Source organism: Pseudomonas sp. TH49 (assembly GCF_016650625.1).
Classification (GTDB): Bacteria; Pseudomonadota; Gammaproteobacteria; order Pseudomonadales; family Pseudomonadaceae; genus Aquipseudomonas; species Aquipseudomonas fluorescens_H.
Genome location: NZ_JAEKFL010000001.1, coordinates 3,626,215 through 3,640,256, shown reverse-complemented (window position 1 = coordinate 3,640,256; position 14,042 = coordinate 3,626,215). Strand labels below are relative to the sequence as shown.

Annotated in this window: 14 protein-coding genes; 8 read left to right on the top strand and 6 right to left on the bottom strand. The window is 61.7% G+C overall.

Annotated elements, in window-relative coordinates; genetic code table 11:
* The first annotated feature begins 3 nt into the window (after positions 1-3).
* From JFU48_RS16530 to JFU48_RS16515, 4 genes are read left to right on the top strand one after another with little or no spacing between them, the layout of a single operon-like run.
* On the top strand, positions 4-933 hold the full coding sequence (locus JFU48_RS16530; protein WP_103483791.1) for a metal ABC transporter substrate-binding protein: 930 nt from the start codon (positions 4-6) through the stop codon (positions 931-933).
* Positions 930-1,778 carry a metal ABC transporter ATP-binding protein gene (locus JFU48_RS16525; RefSeq protein ID WP_242486644.1) on the top strand — a complete coding sequence of 283 codons (849 nt, stop codon included), beginning with the start codon at positions 930-932 and terminating at the stop codon, positions 1,776-1,778. Before JFU48_RS16530 ends, JFU48_RS16525 begins: the two co-directional genes overlap by 4 nt.
* Entirely contained in the window at positions 1,778-2,677 is a 900-nt protein-coding gene (locus JFU48_RS16520) for a metal ABC transporter permease (RefSeq protein WP_003226663.1), read from the top strand. Before JFU48_RS16525 ends, JFU48_RS16520 begins: the two co-directional genes overlap by 1 nt.
* Positions 2,678-3,583 (top strand): metal ABC transporter substrate-binding protein, encoded by a 906-nt coding sequence (locus JFU48_RS16515; protein WP_201136967.1) that lies wholly within the window; start codon positions 2,678-2,680, stop codon positions 3,581-3,583. It abuts the gene before it with no gap.
* A gap of 176 nt (positions 3,584-3,759) precedes the next feature.
* On the opposite strand, the gene JFU48_RS16510 is transcribed toward JFU48_RS16515, so the two are convergent.
* The 5 genes from JFU48_RS16510 to JFU48_RS16490 form a co-directional block, all read right to left on the bottom strand.
* On the bottom strand, positions 3,760-3,984 hold the full coding sequence (locus tag JFU48_RS16510; protein WP_003226665.1) for an MbtH family protein: 225 nt from the start codon (positions 3,982-3,984) through the stop codon (positions 3,760-3,762).
* Positions 3,985-4,067: 83 nt separating this feature from the next.
* Entirely contained in the window at positions 4,068-5,480 is a 1,413-nt protein-coding gene (locus tag JFU48_RS16505) for an aspartate aminotransferase family protein (RefSeq protein WP_201136966.1), read from the bottom strand.
* A 143-nt stretch (positions 5,481-5,623) separates the two neighbouring features.
* Entirely contained in the window at positions 5,624-6,109 is a 486-nt protein-coding gene (locus JFU48_RS16500; RefSeq protein ID WP_201136965.1) for a GNAT family N-acetyltransferase, read from the bottom strand.
* Between the two features lie 216 nt (positions 6,110-6,325).
* Positions 6,326-7,648: an ATP-binding protein gene (locus JFU48_RS16495; protein ID WP_003226668.1), complete on the bottom strand. Its 1,323-nt coding sequence runs from the start codon at positions 7,646-7,648 to the stop codon at positions 6,326-6,328.
* A complete protein-coding gene (locus JFU48_RS16490) occupies positions 7,648-8,328 on the bottom strand; it encodes a response regulator (RefSeq protein WP_003226669.1) in 681 nt (226 codons plus the stop codon). Before JFU48_RS16490 ends, JFU48_RS16495 begins: the two co-directional genes overlap by 1 nt.
* Positions 8,329-8,612: 284 nt before the next feature.
* Between JFU48_RS16490 and JFU48_RS16485 the strand changes: the two genes are divergently transcribed.
* The 4 genes from JFU48_RS16485 (at position 8,613) to dsbG (ending at position 13,089) form a co-directional block, all read left to right on the top strand.
* Positions 8,613-9,308 (top strand): hypothetical protein, encoded by a 696-nt coding sequence (locus tag JFU48_RS16485; RefSeq protein WP_201136964.1) that lies wholly within the window; start codon positions 8,613-8,615, stop codon positions 9,306-9,308.
* A gap of 432 nt (positions 9,309-9,740) precedes the next feature.
* Positions 9,741-11,474, top strand: a complete 1,734-nt coding sequence (gene dsbD / locus JFU48_RS16480; RefSeq protein ID WP_201136963.1) for a protein-disulfide reductase DsbD — start codon at positions 9,741-9,743, stop codon at positions 11,472-11,474.
* The gene (locus JFU48_RS16475; RefSeq protein WP_201136962.1) at positions 11,474-12,343 is read left to right on the top strand and encodes a TlpA disulfide reductase family protein; all 870 of its coding nucleotides are present in this window, start codon (positions 11,474-11,476) and stop codon (positions 12,341-12,343) included. The genes dsbD and JFU48_RS16475 overlap by 1 nt, the downstream gene beginning before the upstream one ends.
* Positions 12,319-13,089: a thiol:disulfide interchange protein DsbG gene (gene dsbG, locus JFU48_RS16470; RefSeq protein ID WP_201136961.1), complete on the top strand. Its 771-nt coding sequence runs from the start codon at positions 12,319-12,321 to the stop codon at positions 13,087-13,089. Before JFU48_RS16475 ends, dsbG begins: the two co-directional genes overlap by 25 nt.
* A gap of 113 nt (positions 13,090-13,202) precedes the next feature.
* Here dsbG and JFU48_RS16465 read toward each other — a convergent pair whose 3' ends face one another.
* Positions 13,203-14,018, bottom strand: a complete 816-nt coding sequence (locus JFU48_RS16465; protein WP_103521053.1) for an alpha/beta fold hydrolase — start codon at positions 14,016-14,018, stop codon at positions 13,203-13,205.
* Positions 14,019-14,042: the final 24 nt, after the last annotated feature.

Below are 14,042 nucleotides of genomic sequence, written 5' to 3'. Positions count from 1 at the left end.
CCCATGCTTATTTCACTGACTCGCCGTCCCCTCCTGCGCACTCTGCTGATAGGCCTGTGCGCGTGCCTGCTGAGCCCACTGGCCAGTGCCGAACCGGGCAAACGCCTGCGCATCGGCATCACCCTGCACCCGTATTACAGCTATGTGGCGAACATCGTCGGCGACAAGGCCGATGTGGTGCCGCTGATTCCCGCCGGGTTCAACCCGCACGCCTATGAGCCGCGCGCCGAAGACATCAAGCGCATCAGCGGCCTGGATGTGATCGTGCTCAACGGTGTCGGCCATGACGATTTCGCCGACCGGATGATCGCCGCCAGCGAAACGCCGAACATCAAGACCATCGAAGCCAACGAAAACGTGCCGCTGCTGGCCGCCACCGGAACCGCTGCGCGCGGCGCCGGCAAAGTGGTCAACCCGCACACGTTCCTGTCGATCAGCGCCTCGATTGCCCAGGTCAACAACATCGCCCGCGAGCTGGGCAAACTCGATCCGGACAACGCCAAGACCTACACCCAGAACGCCCGCGCCTACGGCAAACGCCTGCGGCAGATGCGCGCCGATGCGCTGGCCAAACTGACCCAGGCGCCCAACGCCGAACTGCGTGTGGCCACGGTGCATGCGGCCTACGACTATCTGCTGCGCGAATTCGGCCTGGAAGTGACGGCCGTGGTCGAGCCGGCCCACGGCATCGAACCCAGCCCGAGCCAGTTGAAAAAGACCATCGATCAACTGCGCGAACTCGACGTCAAGGTGATCTTCTCCGAGATGGATTTCCCCTCCACCTACGTCGAAACCATCCAGCGAGAGTCGGGGGTGAAGCTGTATCCGCTGTCGCACATTTCCTACGGCGAATACACCGCCGACAAGTACGAAAAGGAAATGACCGGCAACCTCGACACCGTGGTGCGGGCGATTCAGGAGTCCGGGGCATGACGGCAAAAGAAACCCTCTCTGACACCCCGCCACCCCCTGTGGGAGCGGGCTTGCTCGCGAAGGCGCCGGGTCAGCCAACATCTTTATCGAATGACACACCGCATTCGCGAGCAAGCCCGCTCCCACAAGGGGTAAATGGGCCGACTCTGGATTTTGCGGAAGTCTCTCTGACCCTCGGGCGCACCACGATTCTCGACAACGTCACCTTCCAGGTCCAACCCGGCCACGTGCACGCGCTGGTCGGCCCCAACGGCGGCGGCAAGAGTTCGCTGATCAAGACCCTGCTCGGGCAGATGCCGCATCAGGGTCAACTGAGCCTGCACTGGCCCGGCCAACCCGGCACCATCGGTTATGTGCCGCAGGCGCTGGAATTCGATCGCGGCCTGCCAATGACCGTCGACGATTTCATGGCCGCCATGTGCCAGCGCCGACCGGCGTTTCTCGGCTTGAGCAAGCACTACGCCAACGCCATCGGCGAGGCGCTGGAACGGGTCGGCATGCAGGACAAACGCAAGCGGCGCATGGGCGCGTTGTCCGGTGGCGAACGTCAGCGCGTGTTGCTCGCGCAAGGCTTGATCCCGGCCCCGCAATTGCTGGTGCTGGATGAGCCGATGTCTGCCCTCGACGAAGCCGGGATCCAGGTGTTCGAACGCCTGCTCGGCGACTGGCGCGCGGCCGGCATCACCGTGCTGTGGATCGAGCACGATCTGGAAGCGGTCAAGCGTCTGGCCGACCGAGTCACCGGTCTCAACCGCCGCGTGCTGTTCGACGCTACGCCGCAACAGGCGCTGACTCCGGAACGCCTGTTGAGTCTGTTTTCCACCCATCCACGGAGCGCGGTCTGATGAGTTACGAAGCCTTTCGTTTGATGGTTCAGGGCTGGGCGTCGTCCGGTTACCTGCCGGAGGCGCTGGCCTACGGATTTGTAGTCAACGCGCTGCTTGCCGGCCTGTTGATCGGCCCGGTGCTCGGTGGCCTCGGCACGCTGGTGGTGGTCAAGCGCTTTGCGTTTTTCTCCGAAGCGGTCGGGCACGCGGCGCTGACCGGTGTGGCCATCGGCATTCTGCTTGGCGAACCCTACACCGGGCCGTACGGCAGCCTGTTCGGTTACTGCCTGCTGTTCGGCATCCTGCTCAACTACCTGCGCAACCGCACCGGCCTGGCGCCGGACACCCTGATCGGCGTGTTCCTCTCGGTATCGCTGGCCCTCGGCGCGAGCCTGCTGTTGATTCTGGCCGGCAAGATCAACGTGCACATTCTGGAGAACGTGCTGTTCGGTTCGGTGCTCACCGTCAACGGCAACGATCTGCTGGTGCTGGCCATCGTCGGTTCGCTGGTCATGGCGCTGGCGCTGCCGTTGTACAACCGGATCATGCTCGCCAGTTTCAACCCGCAACTGGCAGCGGTGCGCGGCGTGGCGGTGAAGACCCTGGATTACCTGTTCGTGATTCTGGTGACGCTGATCACCGTCGCGGCGGTGAAGGTCATCGGCGCGATTCTGGTCGGCGCGTTGCTGGTGATTCCGGCGGCGGCAGCGCGGTTACTGAGCCAGTCGCTCAAGGGCTTCTTCTGGTGTTCGGTGCTGATTGCCACCGTCAGCACGCTATGCGGGATTCTCGCGCCGATCGTCTTCGATCTGCCGATCCCCTCCGGCGCCGCGATCATCCTGGTCGCCGGCATTGCCTTCGCCCTCGCCGCCATTGCGCGCGGGGTCGTCCCGAGTCTGAAAGGGAACCTTGGATAAATGACTTTCTCACTGCGAAAACTGACCCTGGCCATGGCCCTGTGCGGCGTGGTCGGCAGCCCGCTGATGGCGGCTGAAAACCCTGAACCGCTGCGCGTGCTGGCCTCGTTGCCCATCACTTACGGTCTGGGCGAAGTGCTGCTCAAGGGCACTGACGTCAGCCTCGAGCGCGCAGCTCCGGCGAATCTGCCGGGCAGCCGTCAGACCGCATACTTCACCGGTCGCGGCGCTCCGGCGCTGGGCAAACTGGCGAGCAATGCCGACGCGGTGATCGGCGTGCGCTCGCTGTGGGCCGATGATCCGCTGTACCCGATCGCGCGGCGCAGCAACATTCGCATCGTTGAAGTCGATGCGGCACGTCCGGTCGACGGCGCCCTGCCGGGGATTGCCTTGCAGCCGGGGCTGAAGGTCGATGGTTTGAACAGTCAGCCATGGCTGGCGAGCAACAACATGGGGCGGATGGCCGACGTGATCGCGGCGGACCTGGTGCGTCTGGCGCCGTCCGCCAAGCCGAAGATCGAGGCCAATCTGGCGGCACTGAAACAGCGCCTGCTCAAGCTCAGCGCCGACAGCGAAGCGCGCCTGGCCGAGGCTGACAACCTGAGCGTGATGACCCTAAGCGATCACTTCGGTTACCTGATCGGCAGCCTGAATCTGGAGCTGATCGGTCAGGACGCACGAGCAGATGCCGAGTGGACAGCCGAAGATCTGAAGAAACTCACGGCGACGCTGAAGGACAACGACGTGGCGCTGGTGCTGCATCATCGCCAGCCATCGAAGGCAGTGAAAGCAGCAATTGCCGCCTCGGGGAGTCATCTGCTGGTGTTGAGTACCGACGCGGCGGATCCGGTGGCGGAGCTGGAGGGGAATGTGGATTTGCTGCTCAAGGGCTTGAGCGGGGCGTAGTTTCAGTAATACCGCGTTATCGTTCTTCGCGAGCAAGCCCGCTCCCACAGGGGAATGCATTTCAAATGTAGGAGTGAGCCTGCTCGCGATGAGGCACTGCCAGGCAACACAAATGCCAGCCATGAAAAAACCCGCTGCCTGTCACCAGTCCAGCGGGTTTGTTTTTGGCGGATAAATTACTGAGCCGCCGCCTGCCCTTCCATCTTCTGACGCAGGCTCAGCGGACGCATGTCGGTCCAGACTTCTTCAATGTAGGCCAGGCATTCCTTCTTCAGGCCGCTCTTGCCCACGGTGCGCCAGCCTTCCGGCACGGCTTTGTAATCCGGCCAGATCGAGTATTGCTCTTCGTGGTTGACCACGACCTGAAAGAGGATGTCCTCGCGGTCGAATACTGACGTCATGCTGGTTCTCCATCGGTGTAAGGGTAGGCTGCACCTGGGGTGCAGCCGGGTATGTAGATAGAACGTTCGACGCTGCGAAAAATTTACTCGGCGGCGGTGACGGCAGCCAAGGCGCGGCCGAAGATCTCGGCGACACGATCGATTTCGGCAGCGGTGATCACCAGCGGCGGCAGGAAGCGCACCACCGCACCATGCCGGCCGCCCAGCTCCAGAATCAGCCCACGCTTGAGGCATTCACGCTGCACCAGCGGTGCCAGGCGCGCGAATGCCGGCGGATGACCGAGGGCGTCCGGCGCGCCGTTCGGGTCAACCAGCTCAACGCCCAGCATCAAGCCACGACCACGAATATCGCCCAGTTGCGGGAAGTCGCGTTGCAGGATCCGCAGATGTTCGCTCAGACGCTCGCCCATGGCGGCGGCGTGTTCGCAGACCTTGTGTTCGAGCAGATAACGCATCACCGCCGAACCGGCCGCCATCGCCATCTGGTTGCCACGGAACGTGCCGGCGTGGGCGCCCGGCTGCCAAGTGTCGAGCCAGTCACGATAGACCACTACCGCGAGCGGCAGGCTGCCGCCGATGGCTTTGGACAACACCACCACGTCCGGGACAATGCCGGCGTGTTCGAAGGCAAACATCTTGCCGGTACGGGCGAAACCGCTCTGGATCTCATCGACGATCAGCGCCACGCCAGCCTTCTCGGTGATCCGGCGCAAGCCACGCAGCCACTCGATATCGGCCGGGATCACCCCGCCCTCGCCCTGCACCGCTTCGACGATCACCGCCGCCGGCAACTGCACGCCGGCTTCAGGATCGTTGAGCAGATTTTCCAGATAACTCAGGTTGGCTTTCACCCCGGCCGCGCCGCCGAGGCCGAACGGACAGCGGTAGTCATACGGGAATGGCATGAACTGCACGCCGTTGCTGAGCAAGGCACCCAGTGGTTTCTTCGGCCCCAGGCTGCCCATCAGACTCAGCGCACCCTGGCTCATGCCGTGATAACCGCCGGAGAACGACAGCACGGTGCTGCGCCCGGTGGCGGTGCGCACCAGTTTCAATGCGGCTTCCACCGCATCGGTGCCGGTCGGGCCGCAGAACTGGATTTTCGCCTCGGCCGCCAATGCCGGCGGCAGGAGCCCGAACAGGTCCTGGACGAACTGATCCTTGACCGGTGTGGTCAGGTCGAGGGTGTGCAGCGGCAGTTCATCGGCCAGCACTTGCTGAATCGCCTCGATCACCACCGGGTGGTTGTGCCCCAGCGCGAGGGTGCCGGCACCGGCCAGGCAATCGATGAACGTACGGCCCTCAACATCTTCGACATACAGGCCCTTGGCACGTTTGAGCGCCAGCGGAATGCGCCGCGGATAGCTGCGGGCATTGGATTCCTGCTGACTCTGCCGGGCCAGCAGTGGCGACTCGTTGAACTGATACAGGGTTTCGGCCGGCGCGGAGGTGATCCGGGCCGACGACTCTTCGATAAGGCTGGTGGCGACTGACATCTCTCGACCCCTCAATACGCTATGGATAGTGACCAAAACAGCACACCGCACAGGTGCGCGTTCCGGTCGCGGGGCGCACATGCAGGTTTTCCTGTTCTGGAAACGCTTAAGCGGGGCGAGGATTTAGACCCCAGATCGAGTTGTCAGTCGGGCACCGCCAATGGCTTGTGCATTGCAACGCGGTGCAGGCCCTGGTCGGTGAAGGCCAGCGCCGTCTCGCGGTAACCCAGATGCCGATAAAAAGCCGCACCGATACGGGTGCTGGAAACGCTCACCTGTGGCACGCCACGAATCCGCAGCCAACCTTCAAGATCAGTCATCAGAGCGCGCCCTGCACCACGGCGAAACCATTCCGGCTGCACATGGCAAAAGCCGATGTCGCCGCTGCCCGCCGCCATGCCGACGCCCACCGGCTTGTCCTGCAGCAAGGCGATGTTCAAATAGAAATGCGGATCGGCAAGGTGCGCACTGATGACGTCGGCGGACTGTAGGTCAATCCAGCGGCTGAGCAGTTGCGGGTCGTTGCGGTGGTCGAGCGCACAACCGACGCGGATCGAGCGCTCGATGATGCGGCTGATAAGGCCGGCGTCGGCCGGCCTGGCCGGGCAAATGCAGATCGGTGCTTCCATGGCGCGTTCCCTCAATCCATTGAGTCAGAGCAGCCCCGACCTTAACGCCAGGGCCGGCGAATCACCAATGCACAGACGTTACATTTGATGTGCCCCACCACAAATCCCAATTGTGGGAGCGGGCTTGCTCGCGAAGGCGGCGTGCCAGTCAGCAACCTATCGACTGACCGGACGCCTTCGCGAGCAAGCCCGCTCCCACAGGGGATTTTTGGTGGTTCAGGCAGGTTGCAGCGGCATCGTCAGTTCCACCCGCAAGCCATCCGGGCGGCTGTCGAAATGCAGGGAGCAAGCGCAGCGCTGGACGATGGCTTGCACGATGGCCAGGCCGAGGCCGCAGCCGGTGCTCTGGCCGTTGCGCCAGAAACGTTGGGTCAGGTGCTGCAAATCATCGGCGGCGATACCCGGCCCATGGTCGCGTACCACAAAGCGTGCGCGCTGGCCGACGGTTTCCAGACTCAATTCCACGCTAGCGTCCGCCGGGGTATGGCGCAGGGCGTTGTCGAGCAGATTGCGCAGCGCGGCAATCGACAGCACCGCCGGCATTTGCACCGGCGCACTGGAGAGCTGCTTGGGCAATTGCAGCTTGATGCGTTGACGCTCACCGCCGGCCGCATCCTGCATCGCCAGTTTCGCCACCTGCTCGGCGCTGCACTGCACACCGTCGTCGAACGACAGACTGCCCTCGACCCGCGCCAGCAAGAGCAATTGCTCCAGCGTGCGGTGCATGCGGTCGGCGCCCTCCTCGGCCCGCGCCAGCGACTGATCGCGGGCGCTGCCTTCGGTCATGCGCGCCACCTGCAGGTGGGTCTTGATCGCCGTCAGCGGGCTGCGCAGTTCGTGGGCGGCGTCACCGGTCAGGCGGCGTTCACGCTCGATGGTCTTGCCGATGCGCTGGAACAGCTGGTTCTGCGTATCGAGCAAGGGTTTCAGCTCGCTGGGAAACGACTGCAACTGCAACGGCTCAAGCGAGTCGGCATTCCGTCGCATCAAGGCTTCGCGCAGTCGATTGAGCGGCGCCAGGCCCTGGCCGATACCCAGCCACAACAGGCACAGACAACCGAGCAATGCCACGCCGACCGGCACCGAAGCCGCCAGCAGGATCGACATGTTCAGGGCTTCGCGCTCGATCTGCCGATCGGCGGTGGTGATCCGCACATCGCCCCGGGCCAGGGTGAAACTGCGCCACGGCGCGCCGTCAATCATCTGGTCGTGGAAGCCCATTTTTTCCGCTTCCAGGGTTTGCTCGGGGCTACTGTGGCTGCGGGCCAGAATCTCTCCGCGCAGCGAACTGACCTGACAGGCCATGCCGCCGGGAATGTTCAATTGTTCGGCACTGAAATGGGTGCCCTCGCCCTTGCTCGGCAGCGCCGGCAATTGCTCCAGCAACCCGGCGACCATGCGCGCCGAGGCTACCAGACGCTGGTCGAGGGAAAACATCATCTGATTGCGCAAGTCGCTGAGCATCCAGGCCGCGGCCAGCGCCCAGATCAGGGCGAAGGCGGCGCCGAGGGTCAGACTCAGGCGCAGACGCAGACTCATCACTTCTGTTGTTCTCCACCATCGGCCGGCCCGAGGCGATAACCCAGACCGCGCACGGTTTCGACAATACCCTTGCCGAGCTTGCTGCGCAGGTGATGGATGTGCACGTTCAGCGCATTACTTTCCAGCTCGTCATTGAAGCCATAGACGCTGTCCTTCAACTGCTCGGTGGACAGCACCCGGCCACGGTTGTGCAACAGCGCCTGCAACAGCGATTGCTCGCGACGCGACAATTCCACCGGTTTTCCGGCCAGCGTAGTTTCACGGCTGCTCGGATCGTAGGTCAGCGCACCGTGTTCAATCAGGTTGACGCTGCGTCCGGCGACCCGGCGCAACAGGGTTTGCAGACGGGCGAACAGCTCCCGCAAATCGAACGGTTTGAGCAGGTAATCGTCAGCCCCGGCCTGCAGGCCATCGACCCGATCGGTGACCGAGTCGCGCGCGGTCAGGATCAGCACCGGAATTTCCAGACCCTGCTGACGCAATTGTTGCAGCAACTTGAGGCCATCTTCGTCAGGCAGACCGAGATCGAGCACCATCACGTCGAATTCGGCGACCTTGAGCATCGCCCGTGCTTTCGAGGCGGTGTTGACGTGCTCGACCGTCAGGCCCTGCGCCGTGAGACCGGCCACGATACCGCTGGCGATCAGTTCATCGTCTTCACAAACCAGTACGTGCATGGGGGCTCCATGAGCAAAAACGCCATTCAAGCAGCCGAAGATTAAGCCGCAGTTATGCCAAGTGTACCGTTTAACGAGAGAAACGCTGCGTAGCCGCCCCATCGCCGCAGTACGTCAGGTAAAGAGTCAGGTCATCTACCTGCGTTCCAATCTGATCGACAACCGCCAGGCGCAACTTTCAAATTGAAACATACCGGGCATATTAAAAATCAAGCTGTGCAACTAACATCGACTGCACACGATTAACAACAACGCTTTTTACAACAACCACTAAAGGACTAAACATGTCTCGATTAGGAAAGTCCGTCGCTGTTGACTGGCGCTCAGGCAAAGACCAGATTTACTTCTTTTTCACGCACTACAACATATACTCGCGCTTCAGCCTGGCAGAAAACAAAGTACCTGAAAAATATCCTTTGGAGGTATCCGGAAATTGGGATGACTTTCATGACGCCTATCAGTTGCGGTTTGGTTTTACGACCACTGGACTCGACACTGACAGGATAGACGGAGACATCCTGTGGCTATTTCATTATGGAGAGGATCGACTCACTCCCTATGTCACCAAATATGATCAGGACGATGAACGCTGCATCAGCACGGTTCCAGTTCAGGAATCACGCTGGCATAAACTTGTGCCTTACTTCGACCGGATCATTGCAGGAACGTGGTGGCAAACCATACCGGGCCGAGCACAGTTGTTCCGTTTCCTGATGGACAACGGCAAGGCGCTCAGGCTTGATTTTGGTTATGAGACACTTGTCGAAGAAACCATTAATGATGAAACATGGCCTGGGTTGGCCCAGTATCAGGACCGAATCATGACGGGTGCGCAAAACGATCGTACGCTGGCGGACAGTTACTGGTATCTGTTCTTGGACAAGGATGAATACATCCGCTACAACATTCAGGAAAATCAGGTTGAGTCCGATCCCATCCAGATTGACGACGAATCCTGGCCAGGACTGCTGCGCGGCTGAAAACACTTTTTTCAAGTGAATGATTGTTGGCGATTAAGCATCGATTAATCGCCAACAATACTACGCACCTTGTCCCTACCCGCCAGAACAGTCAAACCCGCAATCATATTAATAAGCTTTATCAAGCGAAGTTGAGCCATTGGCAAACAGCAAGATGTCAGCGGCAACGAATAACTCCGAGATACGAAATCTTGTCTTTATGTTTATCTGAATGACAACCGGCCCGCCGATATGATCAAGACGCGAAAAAAACATGTGGCGCGTATACAATCTCCGAAATCCGCTGGCCCGGGTTGCTGATAAACCGAGACCTTTTGCAGGCATCAGCGCATCTGCTTCGGGCCGTCCATCGGACAGCGTGCGGGGCGGTTAATCATCGGTTAATCGCCATCCACCATGGTGCCCACACTTGCACAGGGACAAGGCTCCTCCATGCGTCATTTTTTTCTTTTGTTTGCACTGCTGATTTCCGGCCTGGCCCAGGCCGGGAACAATCCATTCGAGACCAAACCGGAGTTCCTGCCGGTCGACAAAGCCTTCGTGCTGACTTCCGAACGCCTTGAATCCGGGGAAACCCAGCTGTTCTGGCAAATCACCGACGGCTATTACCTGTACCAGAAACGTCTGAAATTCGACGGTTTGCCGCCCGAGCAACAGCCGGCATTGCCCGAGGGCGAGTCGCACAGTGACGAGTTCTTCGGTGAACAACCGGTGTATCGCCAGGGGCTGGAAGTCAAAGTCCCGGCCTCGGCCAGCGGTCAGATCAAGGTCAGTTACCAGGGCTGCGCCGATGCCGGCCTGTGTTATCCGCCGCAGACCCGGGTCATCGATCTGGGCGGCAAAGCGACGCCGACAGCCAGTGCCGAAGCGCCGGATCAGGCCTTGGCCAGCAGCCTGCAACAACGGGCGCTGGGCTGGAGCCTGCTGGTGTTCTTCGGCCTCGGCCTGTTGCTCGCGTTTACCCCATGTTCGTTGCCGATGCTGCCGATTCTGGCGGGCATGATTGTCGGTAGCGGTGCCACCCCGCGCCGCGGTTTCGCCCTGGCCAGCAGTTATGTGATCTGCATGGCACTGGTGTATGCGGCGATGGGGGTGATCGCCGCCCTGCTCGGCGCCAACCTGCAGGCATGGCTGCAAAATCCGTGGCTGCTGGGTGCGTTTGCCGCAGTGTTTGTGGTGCTGGCACTGCCGATGTTCGGCTTCTTTGAATTGCAGTTGCCGGTGGCCCTGCGGGATCGCCTTGAGCACGCCTCGCGCAGTCGCAGCGGTGGCAGCCTGATCGGTGCCGGTGTACTCGGTGCGTTGTCCGGTCTGCTGGTTGGCCCGTGCATGACCGCGCCACTGGCCGGCGCTTTGTTGTACATCGCGCAAAGCGGCAATGCGCTGCACGGTGGCTTGATTCTGTTTGCGCTGGGCATCGGTATCGGGGTGCCGCTGTTGCTGCTGGTGACCGTGGGCAATCGCTTCCTGCCGAAACCTGGCGCGTGGATGAATCTGCTCAAGGGCATCTTCGGTTTCCTGTTCCTGGCCACTGCACTGCTGATGTTGCGCCCGGTGCTGGACGCTTCGTTGTGGCTGGGCCTGTGCGGCGCGCTGCTGCTGATCGCCGCGTTCTGTGCCTGGAAGCAATCGGAAGGCTTCGGCCGGGTCGCCCAGGTGTTCGGTGCCAGTTCGTTGCTGCTCGGTCTGTGGGGCAGTCTGCTGCTAATTGGTGCTGCCGGTGGCAGTGACGACCCGTATCAGCCGTTGCAGGTGTACAGCGCCGGCCGGGTCGCCAGCGCCACGCCGAGCGGACATGAGGCGTTCACCACGATCAAGGATCCCGCAGCCCTGCAACGCGAACTGGATAGCGCCAAGGCTCAGGGCCAATGGGTGCTGCTCGATTACTACGCCGACTGGTGTGTGTCATGCAAAGTCATGGAGAAACAGGTGTTCGGCAAGGACAAGGTCATGCAGGCGCTGAGCGATGTGCGCCTGCTGCGCCTCGACGTCACCGCCGACAATGCCGCCAGCCGCGAGCTGCTCGGCCGCTACAAAGTCCCAGGGCCACCGAGTTTTGTCTGGATTGGCGCCGACGGCGAAGAACGGCGTAGCCAGCGCATCACCGGCGAGGTCGATGCCGATACATTCCTGCAACGCTGGACCACCACTCGAGACGCCAACTGATGCTGACGTTCACCCTCGGCACCTTCGCCATCGCGCTTAACCACCTGCTGCTGATCAGTGCCTTGGCGCTGGCGACCTTTGTCGGCTGGCGGGTGGCCAAGCGTGGCGGTGATAACCCCGAGTCGGCGCTGTTCAGCCTGTTCCTGTTGGGCATACTTGCGGCGCGCGTGGCGTTCGTCGCCCTGTATTGGGGGCACTATCGCAACGACCCGTGGCAGATCATCGACCTGCGCGACGGCGGTTTCCTCGCCTGGCCGGGGGTGATCGTACTGCTGCTGGCTGCACTTTATCGCGGCTGGCGCCGCCCGGGCCTGCGTCGGCCACTGGGTTTTGGTGTGGCCAGCGGCGTGCTGTTCTGGCTGCTGGCGACCCTGTCGCTGAACATCTACGAGCAAGGCACGCGCCTGCCGGAAATCACCCTGCGTAACGCCGCCGGTGAAACCATCCAGCTCAGCGACTATCAGGGCGGCCCACTGGTGATCAACCTTTGGGCAACCTGGTGCCCGCCCTGCCGGCGTGAAATGCCGGTGCTGGAAAACGCTCAACAACAACGCCCGGACCTGACCTTTCTGTTCGTCAATCAGGCCGAAAGCATGCAAAGCGTTGCCACCTTCCTCGAAACCCAGGGCCTGAGCCTGAACAACGTACTGTTCGACCGCAGCGGCCGACTGGGTCAAGCCGTGGGTTCCATGGCGCTGCCGACTACGCTGTTCTATAGCCCTGACGGTCGCTTGCTGAGCAGCCACCTGGGCGAACTGTCGAACGCCAGCCTGGCCCGCGCCCTGGAAAACTTCGACATCCCGAATCCAACCGCCGCACCGGCCACCTCTGCAAGGAAACTGCCATGCCCCGCCTCCGCCACCTGCTGACGTTGACTCTGGGCACTGCCCTGCTGCACCTGCCGTCGGTTCAGGCCGCCGAAGAATTGCCCGCCGCGATCAAGCAGATCGAAGCCAAGGGCGCGAAAATCGTCGGCCAGTTCGACGCGCCGGACGGCTTGCGCGGTTATGCGGCGCAGTACCAGAACCGTGGCATGGCGCTGTACCTGACACCGGACGGCCAGCACGTCTTGCTCGGCAATCTGTACGACGCCGACGGCAAGGACTTGAGCAGTGAGCCGTTGCAGAAACTGGTCTACGCGCCGATGGCCAAGGAAATCTGGGGCAAGTTCGAAGCCAGCAACTGGATTCAGGACGGCAACAAGGATGCACCGCGCACCGTGTACCTGTTCAGCGATCCGAACTGCCCGTACTGCAACATGTTCTGGGAACAGGCGCGGCCATGGGTCAAGGCCGGCAAGGTACAACTGCGGCACATCATGGTCGGGATCATCCGCGAAGACAGCCCGGCCAAATCCGCTGCACTGCTGGCCGCGAAAGATCCGGCCAAGGCCCTGGAAGACCATGAGAAGGCTGGCAAGGCCAGCACACTCAAACCCTTGAAAGACATCCCGGCGGCAGTGCAGACCAAACTCGCGGCGAACATGCAGTTGATGGAAGACCTGGAATTGCAGGCGACTCCGGCGATTTTCTACATGGATGACAAGGGTGAGCTGCAACAGCAGCAAGGGGCACCTTCGCCGGAGAAACTGGCGAAGATTCTCGGACCAAAGTGAGTCCGGCTTCTTTATTGCCTGATCGGGCCTCTTCGCGAGCAAGCCCGCTCCCACAGGGATCACCGCGGTCACTGTGGGAGCGGGCTTGCTCGCGAAAAGAACGATGACACGGTTTAACGGTTGCGCTCAGCCAAAAAAGTAAACAACACCTCGTTCACAAACTGCGGATTCTCCAGACTGGAGATATGCCCCGCCTCCGGCACCAGCACCCACGGGCAACCGATCAGTTCGGCCATTTCCTGAGCCTCTGAGGGCGGTCGTGGTTTGTCCTGGTCGCCGCACAGCACCAGGGTGGTCGCGGCGTTCAGCTCGCCCAGACGCGGCAACAGGTCATCACGGCTGAACGTGATTCGGCCCATCGGCACAATGCTTTCGCGCAGGCGATCCGTGGTGTAGGCCGCCAGTTTGGCGCGGAAGTCCTGATACAGCGGCGACTGCGGATCGATGCCCGGACGGAAGAAGATCGGCACTACGATGTCGAGCAACTGTGGCGCAATCTCGCCGCTTTCCTCGATCTGCTTGAACAGCGAGAAATAGTATTGACGGGTTGGCTCAGGCTCGACGCCGACGTAGGTGTCCATCAGCACCAGCCCGTTGATCCGCTGCGGTGCCGACAAGGCCAGCCGCACGCCCCACATGCCGCCGACCGACAGCCCCGCCAGCGTTATCTGCTCGATCTGCAGGTGATCGAGCAAGGCCTCGACCTGCCGCGCAATGTCATCCAGCGAGGTGGTGCCTGGCGGCAAGCGCCCGGATTCACCGTGGCCCCACAGGTCCAGGGCAATCACCCGGTAGTGCGGCGACAGTGCAGCGATCTGCGGTGCCCACATCGCCGTGTCCCACAGATAACTGCCCGCCAGCAACACGGCCGGGCCGGTGCCTTGATCAATGTAGTGCAGCGCTTGTCCGTCAACCGTGAAGAAAGGCATCGACCACCCCCGCGACAAAAAAGA

Coding starts and splice junctions, on each gene's coding strand:
- JFU48_RS16515 (WP_201136967.1), top strand. CDS start 2,678: ATGACTTTCTCACTGCGAAAACTGACCCTGGCCATGGCCCTGTGCGGC.
- JFU48_RS16475 (WP_201136962.1), top strand. CDS start 11,474: ATGCTGACGTTCACCCTCGGCACCTTCGCCATCGCGCTTAACCACCTG.
- JFU48_RS16485 (WP_201136964.1), top strand. CDS start 8,613: ATGTCTCGATTAGGAAAGTCCGTCGCTGTTGACTGGCGCTCAGGCAAA.
- JFU48_RS16495 (WP_003226668.1), bottom strand. CDS start 7,648: ATGAGTCTGCGTCTGCGCCTGAGTCTGACCCTCGGCGCCGCCTTCGCC.
- JFU48_RS16525 (WP_242486644.1), top strand. CDS start 930: ATGACGGCAAAAGAAACCCTCTCTGACACCCCGCCACCCCCTGTGGGA.
- JFU48_RS16500 (WP_201136965.1), bottom strand. CDS start 6,109: ATGGAAGCACCGATCTGCATTTGCCCGGCCAGGCCGGCCGACGCCGGC.
- JFU48_RS16465 (WP_103521053.1), bottom strand. CDS start 14,018: ATGCCTTTCTTCACGGTTGACGGACAAGCGCTGCACTACATTGATCAA.
- JFU48_RS16490 (WP_003226669.1), bottom strand. CDS start 8,328: ATGCACGTACTGGTTTGTGAAGACGATGAACTGATCGCCAGCGGTATC.
- dsbD (WP_201136963.1), top strand. CDS start 9,741: ATGCGTCATTTTTTTCTTTTGTTTGCACTGCTGATTTCCGGCCTGGCC.
- JFU48_RS16505 (WP_201136966.1), bottom strand. CDS start 5,480: ATGTCAGTCGCCACCAGCCTTATCGAAGAGTCGTCGGCCCGGATCACC.
- JFU48_RS16510 (WP_003226665.1), bottom strand. CDS start 3,984: ATGACGTCAGTATTCGACCGCGAGGACATCCTCTTTCAGGTCGTGGTC.
- JFU48_RS16530 (WP_103483791.1), top strand. CDS start 4: ATGCTTATTTCACTGACTCGCCGTCCCCTCCTGCGCACTCTGCTGATA.
- JFU48_RS16520 (WP_003226663.1), top strand. CDS start 1,778: ATGAGTTACGAAGCCTTTCGTTTGATGGTTCAGGGCTGGGCGTCGTCC.
- dsbG (WP_201136961.1), top strand. CDS start 12,319: ATGCCCCGCCTCCGCCACCTGCTGACGTTGACTCTGGGCACTGCCCTG.